The sequence below is a fragment of the Enterococcus canis NBRC 100695 genome (assembly GCF_001544375.1).
Taxonomy (GTDB): Bacteria; Bacillota; Bacilli; order Lactobacillales; family Enterococcaceae; genus Enterococcus_H; species Enterococcus_H canis.
Genome location: NZ_BCQJ01000003.1, coordinates 44,741 through 70,044, shown reverse-complemented (window position 1 = coordinate 70,044; position 25,304 = coordinate 44,741). Strand labels below are relative to the sequence as shown.

The 25,304-nt window shown below is 42.8% G+C and carries 25 protein-coding genes and 1 tRNA gene; 20 read left to right on the top strand and 6 right to left on the bottom strand.

Features of this window, described 5'->3' with window-relative positions:
* Positions 1-24: 24 nt before the first annotated feature.
* Positions 25-2,292, top strand: a complete 2,268-nt coding sequence (locus ECA01S_RS05650; protein ID WP_082703258.1) for a DUF5776 domain-containing protein — start codon at positions 25-27, stop codon at positions 2,290-2,292.
* A 96-nt stretch (positions 2,293-2,388) separates the two neighbouring features.
* Positions 2,389-2,739, top strand: coding sequence for an iron-sulfur cluster biosynthesis family protein (locus tag ECA01S_RS05645; protein WP_067392429.1), 351 nt, complete (start codon positions 2,389-2,391; stop codon positions 2,737-2,739).
* Positions 2,740-2,779: 40 nt separating this feature from the next.
* On the opposite strand, the gene ECA01S_RS05640 is transcribed toward ECA01S_RS05645, so the two are convergent.
* Positions 2,780-3,394: a flavin reductase family protein gene (locus tag ECA01S_RS05640; RefSeq protein ID WP_067392426.1), complete on the bottom strand. Its 615-nt coding sequence runs from the start codon at positions 3,392-3,394 to the stop codon at positions 2,780-2,782.
* A gap of 71 nt (positions 3,395-3,465) precedes the next feature.
* Entirely contained in the window at positions 3,466-4,440 is a 975-nt protein-coding gene (locus ECA01S_RS05635; RefSeq protein WP_067392424.1) for a ring-cleaving dioxygenase, read from the bottom strand.
* 191 nt (positions 4,441-4,631) lie between these two features.
* Between ECA01S_RS05635 and ECA01S_RS05630 the strand changes: the two genes are divergently transcribed.
* The 4 genes from ECA01S_RS05630 to ECA01S_RS05620 all read left to right on the top strand — a co-directional run bounded on the left by ECA01S_RS05630 (position 4,632) and on the right by ECA01S_RS05620 (position 6,142).
* Positions 4,632-5,285 carry an HAD family hydrolase gene (locus ECA01S_RS05630; protein WP_067392421.1) on the top strand — a complete coding sequence of 218 codons (654 nt, stop codon included), beginning with the start codon at positions 4,632-4,634 and terminating at the stop codon, positions 5,283-5,285.
* Positions 5,285-5,443, top strand: a complete 159-nt coding sequence (locus tag ECA01S_RS14345) for a hypothetical protein (RefSeq protein WP_169792762.1) — start codon at positions 5,285-5,287, stop codon at positions 5,441-5,443. The genes ECA01S_RS05630 and ECA01S_RS14345 overlap by 1 nt, the downstream gene beginning before the upstream one ends.
* 78 nt (positions 5,444-5,521) lie before the next feature.
* A tRNA-Thr gene (locus tag ECA01S_RS05625) sits at positions 5,522-5,594 on the top strand.
* A gap of 68 nt (positions 5,595-5,662) precedes the next feature.
* Complete coding sequence (locus ECA01S_RS05620) at positions 5,663-6,142, top strand: NUDIX hydrolase (protein ID WP_067392419.1); 480 nt, start codon at positions 5,663-5,665, stop codon at positions 6,140-6,142.
* 87 nt (positions 6,143-6,229) lie between these two features.
* On the opposite strand, the gene ECA01S_RS05615 is transcribed toward ECA01S_RS05620, so the two are convergent.
* Complete coding sequence (locus ECA01S_RS05615) at positions 6,230-6,874, bottom strand: VTT domain-containing protein (RefSeq protein ID WP_067392416.1); 645 nt, start codon at positions 6,872-6,874, stop codon at positions 6,230-6,232.
* A gap of 12 nt (positions 6,875-6,886) precedes the next feature.
* Positions 6,887-8,128 (bottom strand): serine hydrolase domain-containing protein, encoded by a 1,242-nt coding sequence (locus ECA01S_RS05610; protein ID WP_067392414.1) that lies wholly within the window; start codon positions 8,126-8,128, stop codon positions 6,887-6,889.
* 182 nt (positions 8,129-8,310) lie between these two features.
* Between ECA01S_RS05610 and ECA01S_RS05605 the strand changes: the two genes are divergently transcribed.
* The 14 genes from ECA01S_RS05605 (at position 8,311) to ECA01S_RS05540 (ending at position 23,425) form a co-directional block, all read left to right on the top strand.
* Positions 8,311-8,994, top strand: a complete 684-nt coding sequence (locus ECA01S_RS05605; RefSeq protein WP_067392411.1) for a response regulator transcription factor — start codon at positions 8,311-8,313, stop codon at positions 8,992-8,994.
* Positions 8,995-9,017: 23 nt separating this feature from the next.
* Positions 9,018-9,944 (top strand): sensor histidine kinase, encoded by a 927-nt coding sequence (locus ECA01S_RS05600; RefSeq protein WP_169792761.1) that lies wholly within the window; start codon positions 9,018-9,020, stop codon positions 9,942-9,944.
* 145 nt (positions 9,945-10,089) lie between these two features.
* Positions 10,090-10,863 (top strand): ABC transporter ATP-binding protein, encoded by a 774-nt coding sequence (locus tag ECA01S_RS05595; protein ID WP_067392406.1) that lies wholly within the window; start codon positions 10,090-10,092, stop codon positions 10,861-10,863.
* Positions 10,835-12,862, top strand: a complete 2,028-nt coding sequence (locus tag ECA01S_RS05590) for an FtsX-like permease family protein (RefSeq protein ID WP_067392402.1) — start codon at positions 10,835-10,837, stop codon at positions 12,860-12,862. The genes ECA01S_RS05595 and ECA01S_RS05590 overlap by 29 nt, the downstream gene beginning before the upstream one ends.
* A 148-nt stretch (positions 12,863-13,010) precedes the next feature.
* Positions 13,011-14,042, top strand: a complete 1,032-nt coding sequence (locus tag ECA01S_RS05585; RefSeq protein WP_067392399.1) for an acyltransferase family protein — start codon at positions 13,011-13,013, stop codon at positions 14,040-14,042.
* 42 nt (positions 14,043-14,084) lie between these two features.
* Entirely contained in the window at positions 14,085-15,416 is a 1,332-nt protein-coding gene (locus ECA01S_RS05580; RefSeq protein WP_067392396.1) for a C1 family peptidase, read from the top strand.
* 71 nt (positions 15,417-15,487) lie between these two features.
* The gene (locus ECA01S_RS05575) at positions 15,488-15,967 is read left to right on the top strand and encodes a hypothetical protein (RefSeq protein WP_067392393.1); all 480 of its coding nucleotides are present in this window, start codon (positions 15,488-15,490) and stop codon (positions 15,965-15,967) included.
* A 110-nt stretch (positions 15,968-16,077) separates the two neighbouring features.
* Positions 16,078-16,485, top strand: a complete 408-nt coding sequence (locus ECA01S_RS05570) for a DUF2871 domain-containing protein (RefSeq protein ID WP_245631199.1) — start codon at positions 16,078-16,080, stop codon at positions 16,483-16,485.
* Positions 16,486-16,600: 115 nt separating this feature from the next.
* Positions 16,601-17,377: a tyrosine-protein phosphatase gene (locus ECA01S_RS05565; RefSeq protein WP_067392390.1), complete on the top strand. Its 777-nt coding sequence runs from the start codon at positions 16,601-16,603 to the stop codon at positions 17,375-17,377.
* Positions 17,378-17,382: 5 nt separating this feature from the next.
* Entirely contained in the window at positions 17,383-18,210 is an 828-nt protein-coding gene (locus tag ECA01S_RS05560; RefSeq protein ID WP_067393173.1) for a fructosamine kinase family protein, read from the top strand.
* 7 nt (positions 18,211-18,217) lie between these two features.
* Complete coding sequence (locus tag ECA01S_RS05555; protein WP_067392388.1) at positions 18,218-18,943, top strand: acyl-ACP thioesterase domain-containing protein; 726 nt, start codon at positions 18,218-18,220, stop codon at positions 18,941-18,943.
* A gap of 12 nt (positions 18,944-18,955) precedes the next feature.
* On the top strand, positions 18,956-19,903 hold the full coding sequence (locus tag ECA01S_RS05550) for a LacI family DNA-binding transcriptional regulator (protein ID WP_067392385.1): 948 nt from the start codon (positions 18,956-18,958) through the stop codon (positions 19,901-19,903).
* 127 nt (positions 19,904-20,030) lie between these two features.
* On the top strand, positions 20,031-21,788 hold the full coding sequence (locus ECA01S_RS05545) for a glycoside hydrolase family 13 protein (RefSeq protein ID WP_067392383.1): 1,758 nt from the start codon (positions 20,031-20,033) through the stop codon (positions 21,786-21,788).
* 32 nt (positions 21,789-21,820) lie between these two features.
* Positions 21,821-23,425 carry a glycoside hydrolase family 13 protein gene (locus tag ECA01S_RS05540; RefSeq protein ID WP_067392380.1) on the top strand — a complete coding sequence of 535 codons (1,605 nt, stop codon included), beginning with the start codon at positions 21,821-21,823 and terminating at the stop codon, positions 23,423-23,425.
* Between the two features lie 158 nt (positions 23,426-23,583).
* On the opposite strand, the gene ECA01S_RS05535 is transcribed toward ECA01S_RS05540, so the two are convergent.
* Positions 23,584-24,591, bottom strand: a complete 1,008-nt coding sequence (locus ECA01S_RS05535) for a LacI family DNA-binding transcriptional regulator (RefSeq protein ID WP_067392378.1) — start codon at positions 24,589-24,591, stop codon at positions 23,584-23,586.
* A 48-nt stretch (positions 24,592-24,639) separates the two neighbouring features.
* Positions 24,640-25,302, bottom strand: coding sequence for a beta-phosphoglucomutase (gene pgmB / locus ECA01S_RS05530; protein WP_067392375.1), 663 nt, complete (start codon positions 25,300-25,302; stop codon positions 24,640-24,642).
* Positions 25,303-25,304: the final 2 nt, after the last annotated feature.

The window sequence follows — 25,304 nt, the reverse complement described above, 5'->3', positions numbered from 1 at the left end:
TGAAAAAATGGAGTGGAATAGCAAATGAAAAGAAAATTTTGGGTAAGTTTGGTGGTTACATCCATGAGCTCGTTGGTTTTGGCACCCATGGCGACCTTTGCTGAAAGCAGTCTGGATTCAGGCTTGATCAGCGTAGCTCCTGAAACGGCTGAAAGCATTGAGTCCCTAAGCGATTTAGACAGTTCAAGCGAAGCTGGCGAGACAGATAGTGCTAGTTCAACACAAAAGCAAGGTTTTCCAACTGAATTGCCAGGAACGACAAATTCATCGACGGAAACCAGTGTATTAGAAGAATCAACCGAAACAAAGCCGGTGGTAGATTCTAGTGAATCAGAAACAACAGAATCTTCAACTACTGAATCGAAAGCAGTGAAAGAAACGGAAGCAACTAGTGAAGAGGACGCAGATACTTTTATCCCAGAAGATTATGAGCGTTCTGATTTGTCTGATGCGGAAAAGCCAGTTCATCGCATCCAAGTTCGTTCTTTTCAAGCACCGGTAGTTCAAAGTGCTGTCCGTTCTATTCCGCAGGTGGCGCACAACAATGCAAATACACCAACAAAAGATTTTGTAGATGTTTCTTCCCATAATGGTTATCTAAGTGTCGCAAACTATCAGTTATTGAAGGCTTGGGGTGTTAAAGGGGTTGCTGTCAAACTGACGGAATATACCACTTATCGTAATCCCTATGCACAGATTCAGATTCAAAATGCACAAGCAGCTGGCTTGAAAGTTTCGACTTACCATTACAGCTGGTTTACGACTGATGCGGGTGCGCGAGCCGAAGCACGCTATTATGCTAAATTTGCGAAGAAGCTGGGCTTGGCTGCTTCAACGATCATGGTCAACGATTTAGAAGATCCAGAGATTATGGGGACCGCTAATCATACCCGTCAATCTCAGATTTTTGCCGAAGAATTGAAGAAACAAGGCTATGGTAACACCGTTCACTATACTTATTTGGGCGCGATAACTGCTGGACAGTTAAACGCCAATACTTTAGGGGCAAAAAATATTTGGATCGCACAATATCCTTACTCTGTCAGCAAGAATCAAAGTCATACGCAATACGGCGCATGGCAATGGAATTCACGGTTGAAATTCCCCGGAATTGATTTTCCGTTTGATATTTCGTCAGATTATGTGAAAAAATTTGTGACTGTTCCGAAACCAGCCAACTATTATACGTCAAACCCAGGCTACGTGACGGTGTTGAAGGATGATTGCATTTATAAAGATGTGAACTTTAAAACTAAGAGCACGACCTATAAAAAGGGTACTGTTTTGAAAATCACAGGTATTACCAAGACTTCAGGTGGCACACCACGTTTGATCGTCAATGGTGGCTACTTAACGGCTAATAAGTCGATCGTTAGACAGATTACAGGAAACTATAAGAATTACTATACACAGCCAGCGACGAATTATATCGTTATGCTGAAAAGTGATACTTCTTATGGCGATGCTAACTTGTCTAAAAATCAAGTGAAAACAAAATATGCTGCCGGTACCGTCTTGAAAATTTCCGGTATTGTGTATAGCTCAACGAACTATCCCCGCTTTAAATTGAGTAATGGGACATATATCTCTGCAAATCGCAGTATTGTTTCCACTATAACTAATAGCTATGCGAACTACATGACGAAAGTGCCGAAGCAATTAGTCTTGCTGAAAAATGATTATTCTTATAAGAATGTGAACCTTAGCAGCAATCAGAAGAAAAAGTTGTATAAAACAGGTGCCAAGGTCAATGTAAAAGGCATTGCGTATACGAGTGGTGGGACACCGCGCTTTATCTTGTCTGATGGTTCTTACATTTCAAGTAACCGGACAATTGTGTCCACCCTAGTCACCAATTATCAAGATTACTATTTCACCAATCAAGGCTATATTGTCCTTCTGAAAAACGATTGGGCGTATAAAGAAGCTAACTTAAAAAATGGCAGTAAACAGTATAAAAAAGGTGATGTTTTGAAGGTAGTCGGCGTGGCTTATAGTGATTCTAACTACCCGCGCTTTAAGTTAAGTAATGGTACCTATATCTCTGCCAAGAAGACTATCGTTTCTAAAGTGACGGCGAATTATTCGCAATATTTTACTGCGGCTAAGAGTAGTGTTACGTTGAAGAAAAATGATTATTTCTATGGCGATGTCAATTTGAAAAATCGGAAGCAGGCAGTGAAAAAGAACACGAAAGTAACCGTCAAAGGAATCCAATTTACTGCCTCCGGTGTACCGCGCTTTGTTACGAACCAAGGCTATTTAACGGCTAATAAGTCCTACGTCAAATAAGCACTAAACATATCTTTTCAGTTATCTCTCCCGCTGTGCTAGTATGAAGGAAGAGATAACTGAAAAGATTTTTTATTTATGAAGGAGGGTTTTAGGATGTATTTGACTGTAACAGATGCTGCCCAAGCTAAACTGGAACCTTATATTGAAGCTGGCGCTAAAGTAGTGTTGGATTTAGATGATGGCGTGGGGGCCTATTCAAAAATGGGTGTCTGCTCCTTGGACACTAGCTTTCGAATTTTGATCTTGGATAAAGTGCAAGAAAGTAAAGACTATGCGCTGACTTTAGATAGCAATGTGGGTGAGGTCTTGATTAAGGACTATTCTAAAATGTATTTAGACGAAGATATGACGCTAGACGTCAAGGATCGTTTTAACACGTTATACCTAAAATCACCAAGTGGTGTCTTAGATGGTAATGTACCAATCGTCGATTTACGACCATAAAACAGAAAAACGCCTCAAGCTAAAAACTTGAGACGTTTTTTTATTGGGGCCGTTCTAATTCGAAAAAGTCACTGATATTGGCATAGTGATTACCCGCTAAGCGAGCAATTGGCGCAAAGCTTTCGGGTAAAATGTATTCCCGTTCGGCATCGAAGAGGGACTCGTCAAAATAGAAGTCCGTAATCCGAACCACAAAAAGATCAGTTAGGACCCGCTCGCCATCTTTAATAGGTAAATATTGGTGTAAGACAGCCTCCATCCGAATGGGGGCGGCAGTTAAGCCGGGAACCGCAACCGTTTGACTGGAAATTGTGGCCAGCTTATTCACCACGACTTCGCTTTCCTCAGGTGCTAAGTTGGCTGCCGTCTGATTCATGTCAGCTACGACCGTTTCGTTAACAAAATGAATCACCAATTCCTGCTGCTCTAAGATATTGCGGGCGGAGTCTTTTAAAACACCGTTTTTTCGTAAAATTGCAAGGGTGGCTAAGGGCAGCTCGTTAGAGGCACCTGAAAAGAAGCTAAAAGGGGCGGCATTAACGAGGCCATCCTGGTTTTGCGTCGTGATCCAGGCAATTGGCCTTGGAATGATAGCGCCCGATAAAAACTTGTACTGCTGCTTTTTTGTTAAATCATGACTAGCAAAATGCCGCATGAGATTTCCTCCTTTAAAAAAAGACTGGATGCGCGTGACTTCATCCAGTCTTTAGGGACTCTTTTACTTAATTAGTTACGTTTTTTATTTGCGTCAGAAGTATCGAAGGGGCGCACATAATCTTCAATTTCTTGACGTTTTGGTTCTAAAAATGGCGGTAAGGAAAGGATTTCCCCAGCTGTTTCATAGGTTTCATCTTGCAAGAAGCCAGGACCGTCAGTCGCTAATTCAAACAATACGTTAGGCGCAGCCATAAAGTATTCAGACTCGAAGTAGAAACGTTCAACAAATCCAGAATTTGGGAATTCTAATTTATTGATGGTATTAATCCAATGTTCCAAGGCTTCGCGGTCAGCTACGCGCAAGGCTAAGTGATGGACATTACCATAACCTTCTTGGGCAACGGGCAAGTCTTCACGATGTTCCACGATGATAGTGGCGCCATTACCGCCTTCGCCGATTTCAAATTGATGGAAGTTGCCTTCTGCATCAGTCAGTTTAAAACCTAAGACGTTTTCTAAAACCAATTGCATATGTTTGAAGTTTTGAACGGTTACAAAAACAGGACCTAATCCAATCAAGGCATGTTCTGCCGGCACATTTGAATTTTTCCAAGGTGTTCCGCCCGCAACACCGACATTTTTTTCGTCAGATATTACTTGGTAGCGTTGGTTATCGAAATCTTCAAATTCAATATATTTTTTACCGAAACGTTCTAAGATCTCACCATGTTCCACACCATTTTGATTGAAACGGTCAATCCAGTAGTCTAAGGAAGCATCGCTTTTCACACGGAAAGAGGTGCGCGAAATCGTATTGGTTCCTTTAGTTCCTTTAGGGATGCCTGGAAAATCGAAAAAGGTCATATCTGTGCCGGCTGAACCTAAATCATCTGTGAAGTATAGGTGATAAGTTTCAATGTCGTCTTGATTGACAGTTTTTTTGATTAAACGCAAACCTAAAATATCGGTAAAGAACCGGTAGATTTTTTCGGCGCTGCTAGTCATTGCGGTAACGTGATGTAATCCTCTAATTTGAATATCCATGTGTAAATACCTCCTACGGTAAAAAATATTTAACTTACTAAAAGTAAGTATAAAGGCTTAGGCAAAATAACTCAAGAAATTCGCTCATAGCTAAAATCATTTGCTAAAAAAACCACTGTGGAGGAGAAACTTCCTAGATAAAAGGAAAACAGCCGATTTTTTATGGTAAGATGGGAAAAAGGAGTGATGAAATGGTAACCAATATCTTTTTTGATTTAGATGGGACCATCATGGATTCTGAAGAGGGAATCATTCGCGCAATTCAATATGCAGTTGCTAAAAACGGCTTGGACAGCACATTGGTAGAAGACTACCGTGTCTTTATTGGCCCACCTTTACGAGAATCTTTTCAACGCTATTTTTCATTGGATGAAGCTAGCGCGCAAGAGGCAGTGGCAGCTTACCGAGAATATTATAGTCAGCGAGGGATTTTCCAAGGAACAATTTATGATGGCTTAGAAGAGGCGCTGCAAGAACTAAGCCAAACCTATACGTTATCAATTGCTACTAGTAAGCCAGAAATTTTTGCAGAGCGTATTTTGACCCATTTTAATCTAACGCGCTACTTTAAAGGGATTTACGGTGCAACGATGGATACGGAACGGACCTTGAAAGAGCAAGTGATTGCTTACGCATTGCAGGAGTCAAAGGCAACACCTACTGCAACAGTGATGATCGGCGACCGGGAACATGACATTCTGGGGGCCAAAGCCAATGGTTTGAAGAGTATCGGTGTTCTGTATGGTTTCGGTAGCGAAAGTGAGTTACAAGAAGGCGGCGCTGACAAAATAGTGACTCAACCCTCTGAGTTGTTAAGTGCTATTAATACTTTGGAGGAAGCCTAATGCCACAAGAAGACCGTGATTTTATCTTACGTCAAACAAAGCAGTTAGCGGAAGGCTTGGGGAAGTTTCTAGGAAAAGAATCAGTCGAAGAAATTCTAAAAGAAGATCAAGCAACGGCTGAGCCCAAAGAAAAAAAGCCTGAGGAACCTTCCGAATAAATCCGGGGATTTTTAGTACTAGTGATTGACAAATGATTGCTTATCCGTTATTCTATTTCTTGTGCTGATAAGCAATATGCCGCCTTAGCTCAGTAGGTAGAGCACCACCATGGTAAGGTGGGGGTCGTCGGTTCGAATCCGACAGGTGGCTTTTTGGGATCTTGAATATTCAAGATCCTTTTTTTGTCTATTTTTATAAAATAGGAAGGCGGGGCAGGGATGTATAATAGACAAGATATTCGCATAAAGATTGGCGAAAACGGGTTTGACGTTCGGGCCTGTGGCATCCTTTTAGAGGGTGAACAACTCTTAATCTCCAATGAACCTGATGGTAGCCGAACCTTAACCGGTGGCGCTGTTAAAACAGGCGAGACTACTGCTGAGGCAGTTATTAGGGAATTTCAAGAAGAAACGGGACTGGCGGTTGAGGTAGTTAAACTTGTTGCGATAATTGAAAATTTTCTTATTTATCAAAATGCAGACTACCATCAATTTATTTACGTCTATGGGCTTAAGCGAAAGATGACGGCGGTGGAAATGCCGGTTCTTGCTGGGGAAGAAAAGCTACTTCCGCAGTGGGTAAAGTTTGATAAATTAGAAAGCAAAGATTTGCGACCCAAAATACTGAATGAGGTTGTGGGCTACTATCAAGACCATCCACAAGGGGAAATAATTCACCTCCTTCAGCGAGAAGGCTAGCGCAGATTTATGTTAGAACTAAAAAGGTTGGATAAAACTGTTCCTACAGTTTTATCCAACCTTTTTATATGGCGTTTTAGTTAAAGGCTACGAAGCTGATCGTTGGCGGAAATTTTTCCAAGCTGTGATCACCATAGGTAATAAGGAAACAAAAATCACGGCTAACATAATCAATGAAAAATGATCATGAATCACCGGGATACTCCCAAGGAAGTAACCGGCACAAGTGGCTAAAACGACCCAGCAGATGGCACTGATAATGTTGTAAAAGCTAAAAGTACGCCAAGGCATTTTGGTGGAACCAGCGATAAAGGGAATCAGTGTCCGGATAAAAGGCAAAAAACGACCAATAAAAATGGTGTATTTGCCCTTTTCTTCAAAAAAGTGTTCCGCCTTTTGAACTTGTTGCGGCTTTAGAAAACGGCCTACTTTTTTTGAATATAAGACCGGGGTCCCCAGTTTATGCCCAAGCCAGTAATTGGTGGAGTTACCAATTATTGAGGCAAGGATACAGACCAATAGCAGCCAAGGCAGGGATAAAACGCCATTGCTGGCAGAAATCAACGCTCCTGCAGCAAATAAAAGGGAGTCTCCTGGTAAAAACGGAAAGACCACGACGCCAGTCTCAACGAATAAAATCGCAAATAAAAGGGGATAAATGCCAGCCCCATATTGCTGAATCAAATAAAGCAAGTGTTCATCTACATGTAAAATAAAATCAATAACAATCATCATTCTCCTCCTCTAGACCTTGGCCTGAACGCCGGTAATCATTTGGTAAATTGCGGCTGCCTGATCACTATTCAAATCATGACCCGGCGCTTGGTTTGTCATAAGAATGACCGCGTCACTGGCATCAGTGGCCACTATGGCGGAGACCTCCATTCCTTTTTCTACGCCGTGGGCTGTGTAGTAAGTACCGCGATTATAAAGCCCTGCGGCATAGGTATATTGATCATAAGGTGTCAATAAGCTAGTAACCTGCTGAGCCGTCAGCAGCTTGTCGCTAAGTAAGGCTTGATAATACGTATAAAGGTCGCCAGGAGTCATGGCGAGATTGCCGGTCCCCAATTCACGGGCGTAGGCGTAATCTGCTTCTTTTACAATAGAGCCATAATCTGCGCCAGCATCACTAGGTGCGTAGGCAACAGGATAGGCTTTGTCTTTAGTAAACGTTTGATAAAAGGCACTATGGGCGAGCGCCAAAGGGTCTAAAATTTGTTGTTGAACAAGTTGATAGTAATCATTCCCCGTCAATTGCATCAAAATCCCACTTAAAAGAACAAAGTTGACAGGCGAATAACGCCATTGTCCTAACTTTTCTACTTTTAGATGGTCGCAGGCAAACTGGATCAATTGTTGGTCATCCATGACTTTAGTGGGTTGTTTGGTTTGTACCAGCCCAGAATGCATGGTGAGCATTTGCCGAATGGTAATAGATTCCGCATAAGGGATTGTGGGATAAAAGGTCGCTAAGGACGTATCTAAAGACAGTTTTCCTTGCTGTATCTGCTGCATAATCAAAAGACCCGTTAGGTTTTTTTGAACAGAACCGATATTGTATTGAGTATTGATGTCGTTGACAACACCTTTTGCTAAATTGGCATATCCAGCACCTTTTTGATAAATGATTTTTCCTTCGTGAACGACTAAGGCAGTCCCGATGAAATCTCCCGCTTTGAGATACTCATCAATTTGAGCGGCTAAGGGCGAAGGACTGTTGCTGGCGTCAACGCGTTGCTGAAAGTTAGCATAGTGCGTATCAAAACCGAGCTTTTCTTCTGTCGGGTCCGGGGAGGTGAGGCTTTCACTGCTGGTGGCAGTGGTGCTGCTAGTATCCGCGGCAAAAAAAGTACCCTTTAAAATATAGTAATAACTGAAATACGCAGATAATCCTACTGCGCCGGTGGCCACAGTTAGGATGAGTAAACGACCAATCTGTCTACGAAATGATCGTTTGTTGCGACTAGCATGTTTTGCTTTCATAAAAATCCCCCCAAGTGTTACCATTATGCACTTCTCAAACTGATTCTACAATTTTTTATGACGAACAGTTTTGTAAGTTTTTGCTAAGTTGTTCTACGTCAAAGCACTTGTCGACTTGTCTCTTCAGTTCTTGCTACGATGCCCTGTGACAACATGGTACAATCGAGGTGGGAGGAGTTACCATGAAGATTTTTTTAGTTGAAGATGATCAAAAATTAGCGCATATGGTACAACAGCATCTGGAAAAATATGCGTATCAAGTCACCGCTGCTGCCGACTTTCAGCGTATTATCGCCGAATTTCAAAGAGAAGCGCCTGAATTAGTTTTATTGGATGTCAATTTACCCTATTTTGACGGCTTTTACTGGGCACAGCAAATCCGTAAAATTTCGAAGGTGCCGATTCTATTTTTGTCTGCGCGGGATAGTCAGATGGATCAAATTATGGCATTGGAATATGGGGCAGATGACTATCTTACAAAACCATTTTCTTTTGAATTACTCTTAGCGAAAATCAAAAGTCAGACTCGCCGTGTATACGGGGAACTGTCTTCTTTACAGGAACGCATCGTACAGGTAGGGGGCTTACATTACTTACCCGAACGGCTAGAAGTTACTTTTCAAGGCCAACAGGAAACGCTGACTAAGCGAGAAGGTGAATTATTAGAAGCCTTGATGACGGCATTTCCGCGCATTGTTAACCGAGAGCGACTGTTGGAAATTCTCTGGGATACAGATCAATTTGTGGATGATAATACGTTATCGGTCAATGTTGGTCGTCTCCGGAAAAAACTAGAAGCTTTAGGTTTGGTGACGGCTATTACAACGATTCGTGGGAAAGGCTATCAATTGAAGGTGAAGGAATGAAGCTGTTTTTACGAGAAAATATCATGAAGTGGCTCTGGCCCCTTTTGGCTTGGGGGCTAGTGAGCCTGATTGTGTGGCTCGATGGTTATCAACAGGTGGCGTTGTTAGGTTACGCCGGACTACTCATTTTGCTGTTAAGCAGTGTATATTGGCTACGGCGCTACTTTCTGGAACGCTCTCTTTATCGTTTGCTAGCAGAGGGCAGGGGACTGCCAGAAGCAAGAACCCCACTAGGCGAGCAGATTTTACGTCGCCGCCAACAAGAACTAGACCAGTTGAAGCTAGCCAACAAGCAGTTGGAAGAGCAGCAGCGGGAGCAAACGGATTTCATGGAGCTGTGGGTCCATCAAATGAAAACGCCTTTAGCGGTGCTAACGTTGTTGGCAGAATCAGATGATATCACGAAGGAAGAAGTCTTAGCAGAAACAGACCGCTTACAACACGGCTTGCAGACGGCCCTAACATTGGCTCGCTTGCAGGACTTTGCGTTTGATTTTCTAATTCGACCACTGGATCCAGAGGCGTTAGTTAAAAAGGCGATTGCAAAGCAAAAGCGCTATTTTATTCGTCAAGGCGTTTTTCCTAAGCTGACGATCCTCTCCCACGAATCCCTTTTGAGCGATGAAAAGTGGCTGCTCTTACTACTTGATCAGCTACTCAGCAATGCCATCAAGTATTCATCAGCAGGTCAACAAGTTGAACTGATTCTAAAGCCACAGCAGATTGACGTTGTAGACCACGGCCTGGGGATTCCCAGCAGTGACCAGCCGCGGATTTTTCAACGCTATTATACAGGGGAAAATGGTCGTAAATTAGGGGAGTCTACGGGGATGGGCTTATTTCTAGCCCAAACGATTGCGCAACGACTAGCAGTAGGTATCACGGTGCAATCAAAAGTTGGCCAAGGTACGACTATTACGCTACGCTTTCAAGATACAAAACTAGACTAGGCGGAAACGGGAGTGCATGTTTCAAGAAATTGAAGGCATGGGCTGCCGTTTTTTAGCAAGTGACAGTTTTGTAAGCTGGCTGTCAACTTAGTCCCTATGAGAAAAAAGGCCCGCTTGTTAGACTAGTCATATAGGAGGGATGACCATGTCATTTTTACAATTAGAGAATATCAGTAAGACCTATCCTGGGACGGTTCCGGTGGCGGTTTTGAAAAAGCTGCATTTGCAAGTAGAAGAAGGCGAATTTGTCAGTATTATGGGACCATCAGGTAGTGGCAAGACGACCTTATTGAACTTGATTGCAACTTTAGACACACCTACCGAGGGGACCATCAGTTTAGCTGGTCAAGAATTACGGCAGTTTTCCCCACAAGAATTGGCATTGTTTCGGCGCCGAGCATTAGGTTTTGTGTTTCAGCACTATAATCTGTTAGCGCCTTTGACTGTGGCGGAAAATATTATGCTGCCATTGACCTTGGATAAGGTGCCAGTAGCTGAGATGAAGGCGAAGACGGCGGCTTTATTAACAGAGCTAGGGATCACGGAGAAAAGCAGTAAACGGATATATGAGTTATCAGGGGGCGAGGCACAACGAGTGGCGATTGCGCGGGCTTTGATCCATGAACCGCAGTTACTATTAGCGGATGAGCCTACCGGAAATTTAGATTCCAAGGCAGCAACAGACGTGATGCGACTGCTATCAGAAATGAACCGGACACATCAAGTGACGACTATGATGGTGACCCATGACCCCTACTCAGCTAGTTATTCTAACCGCGTTGTTTTTATCAAGGATGGGCAATTTTATAATGAGCTGTATTGCGGCGAGGATCGGCAAGTCTTTTATCAGCAGATTTTAGATGTTTTGGCACATTTAGGAGGGCGAAGCGATGACCTTCAATCAATTGATCTTCCGTAATGTTGTTCGTAATGGTCGGGTTTATGCGACCTACCTTTTTAGTAGTTTGTTTTCAGTATTTATCTTTTATCTTTTCTCCATGCTGTACTTCCATCCACAACTAACCAAACGAATTGCAGCTAGCAGTGATACCATGAGTGAGTTGGCTGGAATTGGCCTAAAAACGGCGCAAGTCGTCATTATCATTTTAGCGTTGATTTTCTTATGGTATACTTTTATGGTTTTTTTAAAGGCTCGTAAGCGAGATTTGTCGGTGTATTTACTGTTGGGGATTGAAGAACGAGATCTACGCTGGATGATTTTTTTGGAAAATACGCTATTAGGGTTGATATCAACCGTTGGAGGTATCGGACTAGGCGTTTTATTTACAAAATTTGTCTTACTGATTAGCCAACAGCTATTATCATTAGCCGATGGTTTGCATTTCTATTTACCAGTTAAACCGGTACTGTTGACCTTCGGCTTATTCTTCTTGATTTTTTTATGGATTTCATTTGCCAGTTTGGTGTCACTGCGAAAAGTTTCACTGGTTTCCCTCATGAAAGCCGATGAACAGCCGCGACCTGAACCGAAAGCAACTTGGTATTGGATGGTTCTAGGTATTGGCTTGATTTTAGCGGGGTATGGCACTGTATTTTACGCAGTTTGGGTTGATATGCAGCTCCATTATCTTTTACTATGTGTCTTATTGACGATTGCTGGTACAATCCTGTTTTTCTATCAAAGCAGTGTCTATTTGCTAAAATTTCTTAAAACCCGTTCACTGGCATTACGAGGCACAAATTTACTCTCTATTAGTGAACTCATTTATCGAATGCGGGACAATGCGTTGATGTATAGTTTGATTACAATTGTTGCCTCAGTGGCGTTTGTGGGGATTGGCGTGTCGTGGGCTGTTGGAGGATCAGACTTTGCGGCGACCCAAGGGCCAAGTTTTTCCTATGTGCTAAACGGTTTTGGCGCTGACAGAGAAGCTGCCTACTTTGAAGGATTGGTGGATCAGGTGGAGCAGCTGGCTGAAGCCGAGGGATCGGCCACCACGAAGGAAATTATCCGACCAATCTATCTAGATTTAGGCGATACGCCGTTGCCAACAACCTCTGTACTGCCAATCACCCTAGCATTGCTGCCGGCGAGTCAATACCAAAGGCTGGCCAAGGCAACTGATTTGCCGCTGTACGAGCCACAAGGTCAAGAGCTAATTTTATTCGCTACCTCCAACACGGATGTGGCAGCGACAGAAGCCATGTCAGCGGCCGAACGCAAGGTGACGGTGAGCGGCGTTTTAGAAGAGAAGCCAGTCACCTTTGATGTAGAGAAAGTGACTACTCAGTTTAATTTAAACACCAACGCTATCGGTGTAATCGCAGATGATCTTTACCAGCAGTACGCGCTAACCGGTGAAAGATCCATGCTGGGAGTCGTTCAAGTGGCAGGTTGGCAAGACAATCCCAAGTTAGACCAAAGGATTCGCGCTTATTTGCAAAAAGAAACACAGTATAATGAAGAACATGCGAATTATGATGAGATATCAGAGACGGTGGGCCCTAATGAATTTGTAAAGCGTCAATTTTTCTATACCTCTCTTTATCAAGTTTGGCAGGAAAATCGGCAAGCTAACGGTCTGATTTTGATGATTGCCGTGTTGCTAGGTTCAGTGTTCTTTACTTTTGCCGCCTCAATTTTGTATTTCCGTTTATTCGGAGATATTCAAAAAGATGGCGCTTATCATCGGGCACTGCACGTTCTAGGCACAACGCGAGAGGAACGCCATCAGCTAGTACGCAAACAAATGCAGATTATGTATTTTGTGCCGCCAATTCTTGCTGCCGGGCACTTCGCCGTGGCACTTTTGGCCCTGCAGCAGTTGGCACCTTTACCAGTATGGCGCTACTATGGCTGGATCGTTTGTCTCTTTTTCGCTTTTCAATTGGTTTTCTATTACTTATCCAAACGACGCTATCTGAATCATTTAGACCATTTAGCGGAACCTTTCTAAAAAAACGGCTGCGGCCGTTTTTTTGTGCTTGGAGTCTATGAATAACAAATCAGATTATTGCAAAGAGTTATCTATCCTCTTACATTTGCGTAAAATCCGTTTGTTTTTAAGGTTTTTCCTCTATACTAAAAAGAGGAGGAATCATATAATGACACAAAAACGTGAGCCTTTTTTTGATAATGCCAAGTTCATTTTAATGTATTTGGTGATTGCGACTCATTTGTTACAACCTTTTATTACCCGCGGATTAGGCTATGAAGTCTTTTACTATGTCATATTCTTGTTCCATATGCCGGCCTTTATCATGATATCCGGTTACTTCTCAAAGAATTATCAGCGAAAAGATTATCTGAAAAAACTTTTTAAAAAGCTAATCGTTCCTTATCTTTGTTTTCAGGCCATTTACAGCTTGTTCTATTATGTAACTGGCCTAAATGATAACTTAGTCTTTTCGATTTTTGAGCCGGAATGGTCGCTATGGTTCTTATTAAGCTTATTCTTTTGGAATGCCGCACTCTTTGTTTTTCGACGCTTTAAAGCCCAAACTGCGTTAGGTGCTGCGTTGCTTTTAGGTTTATTAGTAGGCTATATTCCTTGGATCGATCAGCAATTGAGTCTATCTAGAACCTTTGTATTTTTCCCCTTCTTTCTCTTAGGACACTATATGACGTCTTATCATTTTCATTGGATGAGGCAGCACATGCGCCGAATCGCGCCTGCTCTATTTATCGGCGTGGCGCTTTTTATCGCAATTAATCCATGGCTTAATAAGTATTGGTTTTTTGGTTCTCAGCCCTATGAAGATTTTTTAGCAGTTCCAGCATTGGGTGCCATCGTCCGTTTACTAATCTATTTTTTAAGCGTGTTAACTGCTTTTGCTTTTTTTGCTTGGGTACCAAGGCGGCAGGCGTTCTATACAAAGTGGGGTCAAAACACAATCACGGCCTATTTACTGCAGGGCTTTATTGTCAAAGGCTTACGAGCAGTCGGTGTATCCAGTTGGACCTTCGGCTTTGGTTGGTTTTTACTATGGCTAGTAGCTGCCTTTGTCTTAACGAGCTTTTTAGCCAGCGGTTTGGTAGAAAATTGGCGGCAACAGCTGCTTCGACGCCTCAAAGGTCGTAAAGAACGCGCGCAATCAGCGAATTTTTCAAAGTCGCCCCTTGAGTTCAAAAACTAAGAAGCGTACAATGAAACTTGTATGAAAGTGAGGATGATAATTATGACAAAAGCAATCCAACCTGAAATGACAAAACGTTTCCGAGATGAATTTACCGGCGACGCAAAACAACGATTGGCACAAAATGCCGTTGTTAAAAACGGTATTACAGCTGCAGCCCAATTACCAGAAGGACCAGTTGCAAATGTACCCGTCTTTTCTATCGACTTGGCAACAGGGAAAGTAGCCAATCAAAAACAAAGCGGACGCTGCTGGATGTTTGCAGCATTAAATACCTTCCGTCACAAAATGTTGAACAGTTTCAAATTAAAAGACTTTGAATTATCCCAAAATTATACTTTTTTCTGGGATAAATATGAAAAAGCGAATTATTTCTATGAAAATATTTTAGCAACAGCAGAGGAAGAACTAACTAGTCGTAAAGTCGCTTTCTTATTGCAAACACCACAACAAGATGGTGGTCAATGGGATATGATCGTTTCTATCTTCCAAAAATATGGGGTCGTTCCGAAGAGTGTTATGCCAGAAAGCAGCAACAGTTCAAATTCACGTGACTTAAACAACTATTTGAACAAAATGTTACGGAAAGATGCCGTGACATTACGTCAACTAGTTGCTGACGGAAAATCTGAAGCAGAGATTCAAGCAGCAAAAGCAGATATGCTTCACGATGTTTATAACTTCTTGACGATTTCACTGGGAACACCACCAGAAACTTTTGATTTTGAATACCGTGATGAAGATAAAAACTATCACATTGATCGTAATTTAACACCACAATCTTTCTATGAAAAATATGTGGGCGTTGATCTTAATGACTATGTCAGCATTATTAACGCGCCAACGGCTGACAAACCTTACAACAAAACCTATACAGTTGAAATGCTTGGAAATGTGGTAGGGGGCAAAGATGTTCGTTATTTGAACGTTGACATGGATGCTTTCAAAAAATTGGCGATTGCGCAACTGGAACAAGGCGAATCTGTCTGGTTCGGTTGTGATGTAGGACAGTCTTCTACTCGCGACACTGGTATCATGGCAACGGATGTCTTTGATATGAACAATTTGTTTGATACAGACTTTACCATGACAAAAGCCGAACGCTTGGATTATGGCGAAAGCCTAATGACCCATGCGATGGTGCTGACGGGCGTGGATCTTGTCGACGGACATTCAACTAAATGGAAAGTTGAAAATAGCTGGGGCGATAAAGTAGGCGAACAAGGCTTCTTCGTCATGAGCGATGCTTGGATGGACGAATATACGTATCAAATCGTCGTTCGTAAAGAATTATTGACGGAAGAACAACAAGCACAATTGGAGCAAACGCCAGTCGTTTTAGCCCCATGGGACCCAATGGGCGCTTTGGCATAGCAAGCTGAATATGATAACAGCCGCTTTTAGATAATTCTAAAGGCGGCTGTTTTACAGAGGAGGGGTAGCAGATGGCGAAATTCAATGCACTATTTGCTTTTGTTGGTATTTGGATGCTTTACTTTTTCCCACTGTACCAAGGAGCGTTGGAGCTGTCCGAACCTAATCGCATCATCAAGAAATTTCAAAAAGAGGGCAAGGATTATCCCAAAGTCTCACCTTGGTATTGGCTTTTGCCGCCTTTAAAAATAAAAAAGGAAAAAGAACGTGGTATCCGTATTTTACAGGATAGTATTGCGAAGAAAGAAATCGACCAGCTGTTTCGCTATTTCAATAAAGCCGTGGCATGGTTTTATATTGCGGTTGCCGGTGTCTTAAACGGCGTAGTCGCCACCAATGATTTATTTGAAGCCTTTGGACAGGAGCAATTCTGGTTACGGCTAGTCATTGATTTACTATTGATTATGGGTGGTTTTTTCCATATTCGTTACCGTTTTGATCATCGTCGGAAGGAGCGAATCATGACAAAAATCTTCGCTCGTCATAAATAATTTACGCTAGTATATGGAAAAAAGACGCTTCCCTATGTTGACACAGTGTCACTATTTTTGCTACACTGATCTCAGTAACACAGTGTCACTTTTTGGGAGGAGTGGAAAATATGATGAAAAAATTAACACGTGTCAGTATGAGCTATATGATTATTGGCTTAGCCTTCGGTGTCTTTTACCGAGAATTCACGAAATTTAATGATTTTAGTGGCCAGACGCAATTAGGTGTTTTGCACACTCACACCTTAATTTTGGGGATGTTTTTCTTTTTAATTGTGCTTTTGTTAGAACAAAATTTCCAACTGAGTCAGCATAAAAATTTCAATAAGTTCTTTTTGTTTTATAACATTGGCTTGGGGCTGACTCTTCTAATGTTATTGATTCATGGAAGCATGACAGTTCTAGGCATCGAGGGCAATGCCGCCATCAGTGGAATTGCTGGCTTAGGGCACATCATTTTAACGATTGGTCTAGCTTTCTTTTTCAATGTGTTATTGGCGCAAACAAAGCAAGACTAATTTCTATCAGTAGAGACACCTTCTAGTACCGTAAGGGAACGAAGGTGTTTTTAGTTGATGACAGTTCCCTCTCAGAACTTGTGGTATAATTTTTTTGAGAAGGTGAGGGATTGTGATGGAACAGATCAAAACGATTCAAACGATTGAAAATCTACGTGGTTTAGGCGGCTATGAGGCAAATGGTAAGCAGGTCAAGTCCCAACGCCTGCTGCGGTCCGCCAGCTTAGAAGCAGTCAGTGACTCTGATAGCGAGGCGTTAGCCGAATATGGTGTTGCAACGGTTGTTGACTTCCGCTCCCCAGAAGAACGACAACAGGAACCAGATCAGAAAATTGGTACAAGTCAAAACTTGTTTATGCCTGTTTTTGCAGTGGATGAAACGCAGAACTCGTTGTCCATGAGGCAATTAGCTGAAGCTTTGGAAAATGGCTTGCCACCAGAAGAACAGATGATCAAAGTCTACCGTCATTTTGTGACTGAGCCCCATTCTTTAAAAACATATCAAGAATTTTTTGCACAGTTATTGTCCCAAGAATCAGGCGCAATCTTGTTTCATTGTACGGCTGGTAAAGATCGCACCGGCTTTGCTGCCGCGATGATTTTAGCGGCTTTAGGCGTTTCTCAGGAGACGATTATGGCCGACTATTTAGCAACAAACCAGTTCCTATCAAAAAAAATCCAACATATCCAACAACGAGCGCAAGAAGCTCATGCACCAGAAAAAGTGGTGCAAGGTATTCTTACATTGATGGAAGCACGCGAGTCATTTTTGGCGGCTAGTCTGCAGCAAATTCAAGCAGACTATGGCACCATAACCGACTTTTTGTCAAGAGGTTTGCAACTTTCCGCAGGAGATAGAACAGATTTACAACGACTATATCTGGAAGGGTGATGAAGATGCTGACGGCAATTTTTCAACAATTACCAGAAACGGTTGAGACCTATCGTCCCGTGGTTGGCGGGGATATCAATCAAAGCTATTACGTAAAAACCACCCAAAATGAGTATATTTTGAAGGTCCATCCGCATATGCACCGCGGGTTCTTTCAAGCCGAGATTGATGGCTTGAAAGCTTTAAAGCAAGCGGTCAGGGTTCCCCGGGTTGTTGCCAGCGGTCAGACCGAGTTGGCTGGTTGGTTACTTTTAGAGTGGATCGAGCCAGGTAGTGGTGCGGCCTTTCAGTTAGGTCAAGAGTTGGCGAAGCTACATCAAATAACCCATACGTCTTTTGGCTTTGAAACGGATAACTATATTGGTATTTTGCCGCAGTCTAATACTTGGCAAGCTGACTGGGTGACTTTCTTTATCCAGCAGCGCTTGAAACCGCAAGTGCAATTTGCTCACGAGCGTCATGTCTGGCATGCGGGGCGGGAGGCTAAATTCCAAAAGCTGATTCAAACCATCGAGAATGAATGGGCACATGACCAAACGCCAAGTCTGCTGCACGGTGATCTGTGGAGCGGCAACACCATGTATAGTCAAAACGGACAACCGGTTTTTCTAGACCCAGCTGCATTTTACGGCGACCGAGAGCTAGATATTGCGATGTCGCAACTTTTCGGTGGCTTTACGGAAGAATTTTTGCAAGGCTACCAGGCCGCCTATCCTTTGGCAGAAGGCTGGCAGCAACGCTTACCGACGTACCAACTCTATTACGCTTTGGCACATTTGAATATGTTTGGCGAAAGCTATGGCACGTTAGTGGATACATTATTAGAAGGATGAAGAATTTATGGGAAAACGTTATTCAGAAACAGTAGAAGTCCCGTTTTATCATTGTGATGTTAATGGGCATTTGACCTTACCAGCGATGCTAGGGATGGTCATCAAAACTTCAGAGGCACAAAGTGATGCCTTAGATCGTGGCAAGGAGTTTGTCACGAATTTTGGCTTGACTTGGGTCATTACAAATTATGAGATGACCATCAAGCGCTTGCCTGAAGTCGGCGAACAGATCACAATCACCACTGAGGCTATCAGCTATAATAAGTATTTTTGTTACCGGAATTTTTGGATTCATGATGCCAGCGGTGCCGAATGTGTCTTGATTGAGTCGACTTTTGTCCTCATGGATTTAGTCAATCGCAAAATGAGCAGCGTACTAGAGGAAATCATTGCGCCTTATGAGAGTGAAAAAATCAAGAAAATCCATCGTGGCGCCAAGATTCTACCGGTTGCAGCTGGGACTTTTCTACCTTACCGGGTCCGCTATTATGACATTGATAGTAACCAGCATGTTAATAATGCCATGTATTTCAATTGGCTGATTGATGTGTTAGGCTTTGACTTTTTAACGAAGCATCAACCAAAAGAGATTCATATCAAGTTTGAAAAAGAAGTCGAATATGGTCATGAAATTGAGAGTTGGTATGAGGTGGATCAAGAAACCTTAACCAGTCACCACGAAATCCGTATTGGGGATCAAATATATTGCAGTGCCAATATCTTGTGGTCATAGAGGGGGAAACACATGGCAACCTTAACAGATGTAGCGAAAAAAGCTAATGTCTCCAAAATGACTGTCTCCCGCGTTATTAACCATCCAGAACAAGTGACTGATGAATTGAAAGAGCTGGTCTATGCAGCGATGGAGGAGTTGGACTACCATCCTAATATCGCTGCCAAAGCATTAGTTACCAATCGGTCGCAAATCATTAAACTATATATTTTAGAAGAGCTGGATACAACGGAGCCCTATTACATGAACTTATTGATGGGAATTGCTAAAGCAGTTGGCAAAGCCCACTATTCCTTACAGCTAGTAACGAAAGACGGGGTTGATCGTGGGGCCTGTGATGGCTATATTCTCACTGGCTTCCGCCAAGAAGATTTTGATTGGATTCGCGGCTTGAAAAAGCCAGTAGTACTTTTCGGGGAAAATGATCAGAATATTGATTTTGTTGACAGTGACAATCATTATGGAACCGCAATTGCGACAAAATATGCGCTTGAGGCAGGCTATCAGCAAGTGATTTTTATCGGAATTGATGTGAATGAGCCCTTTGAAACAGCACGGGAAGCGGGCTATCAAGAAGTCATGACGGCGGCTGGTCTGCCAGCACAGATTTACCACTTGCCTAATCGTTCTACTAAAAGCGAGCATTTTATTGCTCAATATTGGGAAAATTTGAACCAGAATACTTGCTTTGTCTGCAGTTCTGATCGTTTAGCACTTGGAGTCGAACGCGGCTTGCAAAGCTGTGGCGCAGACATTCCGCAAGATTTTGGCATCATTGGGTTTGACGGGGTCTTTTTAGATCAAGTCAGCTCCCCAAAATTAACGACGATGAAACAGCCCATTATCGAAATGGGCGAGGCTTGTGGTGAAATGTTAGTGAAAAAAATTGAAGATAATGGTGCAACTCAGGGCTATCACCGCTTTTTACCGGAATTAATCGTACGAGAGTCAACACGTTAAAAGAAGCTGTAAGGGTATGATTCCCTTATGGCTTTTTCCATTAGTGATTCTGTTATCGCTAACAGAGGAAATTTGATTGAGAGAGAAATCGCTTTCGCCTAAGATAAAGAAGAGAGGAGATGACGCAATGCTAACAGCAGCAATCTATCACAGACCAGAGAGTGAATATGCTTTTTTGTATAAACAAGATAAAATGCGCATCCGTTTGCGGACCGCTCGTAGCGATGCACGCCATGTCGCTATTATTATGGGCGACCCCTATTTGATTGGTCAGGAAAAATGGTATTTAGAAAGAACAGATATGACCAAAACGCTAACGACCGATTTGCATGATTATTGGGAAATTGAAACAGGTGCACCTTTTGCCCGCCTTCAGTATGGCTTTTATGTAGAGGGAATGGATGGCCAGCAAGTTTTCTTCAATGATCAAGGGGTATTCCCTTATGATGAATCCTTTTTAGCTAGTGCCAAATTTTATTTTAAAATGCCGTATTTTCAAGAAATCGACCGATTCAAAGCTCCTGAGTGGGTAAAAGAGACAGTTTGGTATCAAATCTTTCCTGAACGATTTGCTAATGGTGATACGACAAATGATCCTAAGGGAACCTTGCCTTGGGGCAGTAAAGACCCGGACCGGGAGGACTTCTTCGGTGGTGATCTGCAAGGAGTCTATGATCATTTAGATCATTTGGAAGCCTTAGGTATTAATGGCATCTATTTCTGTCCAATCTTCAAAGCTACTTCTAATCATAAGTACGATACGATTGATTATTATGAAATCGACCCAGCATTTGGTGATAAAGCATTATTCAAAAAATTAGTAGATGAGGCTCATCGCCGTGGGATGCGCATCATGCTTGATGCGGTCTTCAATCATATTGGCGATGACTCTCCTCAATGGCAGGATGTCATTGAAAAAGGGGCGGACTCGCCATATGCGGACTGGTTCCATATCCATTCATTTCCGGTCAGCTATGAAATGACCAACATTCCAGAAACTGCGCGTGATTTGACTTTTGACACGTTTGCCTTTACGCCTCATATGCCAAAATTGAACACAGCCAATCCAGAAGTCCAAAAATATCTCTTGGACATCGCGACTTATTGGATTCGTGAATTTGGGATCGATGCGTGGCGCTTAGATGTGGCTAATGAAATTGATCATCATTTCTGGAAACTGTTCCATGAGAAAGTTTTAGCTGAGAAAGAAGACTTTTATATACTAGGCGAAATTTGGCATTCTTCACAGCGTTGGTTGCAAGGCGATGAGTTCCATGCAGTGATGAATTATGCGTTCACGGATAATATCAAGGAATTTTTTGTTGAGAAAAGTATTTTGCCGTCTAAGATGATCAGTGGTATGAATGAGCAGCAAATGTTGTATGTGGACCAAGTTAATGAAGTGACCTTTAATCTATTGGACTCTCATGATACCGCCCGTATCTTGACTGTTTGCGATGGAAATAAGGAATTGGTGAAAGCTGTTATGAGCTTTATGTTTTTACAAAAAGGCGCACCCTGTGTTTATTATGGCACGGAAGTCAGTATGACAGGTGGGGAGGATCCTGATTGTCGCAAATGTATGGTCTGGGACCCGCAAGATCAGGATCAGAAAATGCTGGCCTTTATGAAAGCGTTGATTGGCCTACGCAAGGCGCACACTGATTTATTCGCCTATGGTTCAATGGAATGGCAAGTTGATGATCAGCAACAAGTGATTTGGCTAAAACGAACGTATCAAGGTCAAATACTACAGGCCGTTTTTAATGAAGGAACCCAAGATCTGCAGCTAACCCACAAAACAGCTCAGTTATCTCAACAAGTCCGGTCAGCGGATGAAAAAGATTTTATCGGACAACATGGCTTTAGAATCGTAATAGAATAAGACATGATGCTTTTTAGAAAGAAGGAATCAAGATGACAAAATGGTGGCAACAAGCGGTGGTTTATCAAATCTATCCCCGTAGTTTTCAAGATAGCGATGGTGATGGTATTGGGGATCTACAAGGAATCATTCAGAGACTGCCGTATTTGCATAAGTTAGGTATTACAGCTATTTGGCTCTCGCCAGTCTATGCTTCTCCCAATGATGATAATGGCTATGATATTAGTGATTATCAAGCCATTATGACTGAATTTGGGACGATGGTCGACATGGAGGAGCTGATTGCCAAAGCTAAGGACTTGGATATTCGCATCGTGATGGACCTGGTGGTAAATCACACTTCAGACGAACATGCTTGGTTTGTGGAAGCCCGTAATCCTAAGTCGCCGTACCGCGATTATTATATTTGGCGAGATCCAGTTGCGGGTGATGTTCCTAATGGGATTCGTTCGAACTTCAGTGGCAGTGCTTGGCAGTTGGATGAAGGCAGTGGTCAGTATTATCTGCATCTTTTTAGTCAAAAGCAACCAGATCTTAATTGGGAAAATCCAACAGTTCGAGCAGCAATTTATCAAATGATGAATTTTTGGCTGGAAAAAGGCATTGGTGGCTTCCGCATGGATGTCATCGATTTGATTGGCAAACAGCCGGATCAGGAAATTTTAAGCAATGGTCCAAAACTCCATGATTACCTGCAAGAAATGCAACGAGAAACGTTTGGCAATTATGACGTCATGACGGTGGGGGAAACGTGGGGGGCGACACCGGCTGAAGCAATGGCTTATTCTGACCCAGAGCGAAATGAATTGTCGATGGTTTTTCAGTTTGAACATGCTGTCTTGGATCAAGATCCGGCTAAAGAGAAGTGGGATTTGCGTCCTTTAAATGTCGGGGAGCTAAAAGCTGTTTTGTATAAATGGCAGACGGCTTTAGGAACGAAGGGCTGGAACAGCTTATTTTGGAATAATCATGATTTGCCACGGATTGTTTCCCGCTGGGGTAATGATGGAAAATATCGCGTGGCCAGTGCTAAGATGCTGGCGATTTTACTGCATATGATGAAGGGGACGCCTTATATTTACCAAGGGGAAGAAATTGGCATGACTAACCGTACCGTGACGTCGCTAGCAGAAATCGATGATATTGAAAGTCGGAACATGTATCAAGAACGTTTGGCGGAAGGGTATGCTGAAGCAGAAATTCTTCGCTCAATCAATACTAAGGGCCGGGATAATGCCCGCACGCCAATGCAATGGTCTGCTGAAGCTCAAGCTGGCTTTACTACTGGGACTCCTTGGCTAGCTGTTAATCCCAACTATCCAGAAATCAATGTTGCAGCTGCCCTGGCAGATCCTGATTCAATTTTTTACACGTATCAAAAGTTGATTCAACTGCGCAAAGAACATGCTATCGTCGTTTGGGGGGATTTTATTCCTCATGAAGCCCCTGAAAAAGTCTTCTTTTATGAACGGCGCTTGGCAGAAGAATCATGGTTAGTGGTAGCCAATTTTAGTGAAGAACCGCAAATGGTCACAATACCGGCGGGGTATACAGAAGTGATTCTAGGAAACTATCCACAAACTGCCGTCGTGGGACAAATCACGCTACGCCCCTTTGAGGCAATGGTTATTAAATAGTTAAGCTACTTGTCATTTTGACAGCAGAAAAAGCACATCGACTTCCTCTGAATGGAGCGAGCTCCAAAAGCTAGACCAACGATCTAACTTTTGGGGACCACTACAGAAGAAGTGATGTGCTTTTTTAGTTTGTAAAGCTTTCATGCTAACTCGTAGTTTTAGCGTTTAATCACGGTTTCCCGTTTAATCAAGTGGTGAGGGACGACAAAGCGTACCCCGCTTACCGGAGTATCTTGCAGCTGCTCTAATAATCTTTGTACCGCGACACGGCCTAATTCGCTAACATCAATGTCAATACTAGTGAGGTAAGGATGCTGCAGTGTGGAGAAGACGGAATTATTGAAGCTAATCAGAGATAGATCTTCTGGGACCTGAAAACCATACATTTGTGCTAGCTGCATGACTCTTAGAGCAAAGACATCGTCCAGCACTACGGCAGCAGTCGCACCAGATTCTTTCAGTAGGTCCTCGAAATCAACGTAATTTTCTGTCGTAATCAAGGGAACCACTGGCTGATTGGCTAATCCGGCTAGCATAAGAGCTTTCTGATAACCGAAATAGCGTTCGAAGTAGACATTTTCCTGAATCGTATTGGTAATAAACAAAATAGTTTGATGTCCGTTCTGAATTAGAAAATCAGTGGCTAACTTACCTAATAATTGATTGTCATTATCCACATAAACGACATCTTCTTCATGTTCATAAGGCTGACCTACCAGTGTAAAGGGAACGTCTTCTTCAAAAAGATAATTGAAAACTGGATCATGCTGAGCGGCATAGAGCAAGACAAAGCCATCCACTTGTTTTTGCTGATGCATACGTTTGACGTTGTCCAATAGGGCAGACATATCCTTCGCCGCAGCCACGGCGGTGGTAACACCGCGAGCCATGCCTTCTTCGTTGATCGCCTCCATGATTTCTAAGAAAAAGGGATTGCCCATTTTTTCTTTTGAATCCAGGGGCGGCAGAATAATACCCACCGCGCCAGCCGTTCGCTTGCCTAGGCTTTGAGCCGTCCGATTGGGAACATAATGCATCTCTGCCATAATTTTGCGTACTTTTTTCTTGGTGGCTTCGGAAATGCTGGGATGGTCGTTGATAACGCGTGAAACGGTCGACGTTGCAACACCGGCTTTTTTAGCCACATCTTTTACAGTAATACTCATGTCCATCCTCCTCCTAGCCATCTTGCCAGAAAATCAGAAATGATTCAATCAGTGATTTTGCCAAACCTGTTCTAAAAAGGCGAATGTTAAAGACTTAGTGTCTGGTACCAGCGCAATGTCAGTGCCCAAATCAACAGGACTGCCCACACCGACTGGCAGGGCCCCGCTAGCCTTGATTGCTTCAATTCCGGCAATCGCATCCTCAATACCAATGCATTCTGCTGGTGCTAGTGCAACTTCTTGGGCGGCTAACTGATAAATATCTGGTGCGGGTTTACCATGAGCGACTTTAGCAGGATCCGCAATAGCGTCAAAATAAGAAGTCAGCGCCATCTGTTTTAATAAGAAAGGGCCATTTTTGCTGGCAGAAGCCAACGAAATACGAATGTCATGAGTCTTTAAAGCTTTTAATAGGTCCAAGATGCCAGGATAGACATCTTGGGGCGAAACATTGGCAATCAGCTGTAGGTAATGATCGTTCTTTTTCGTTGCCAGCTCCGAACGTTCGGCAGCCGAAAAGTCATCCGCCCGTCCACCATGAACGAGGATCCGCTCTAATGAATCATCGCGACTGACGCCTTTAAGCTGTTCATTAAAGGCACGGTCAATAGTAATACCAATGTCAGCTGCCAAGGCTTTCCAAGCTTGATAGTGATATTCAGCTGTATCGGTGATGACGCCGTCTAAATCGAATAATACGCCTTTAAACATGG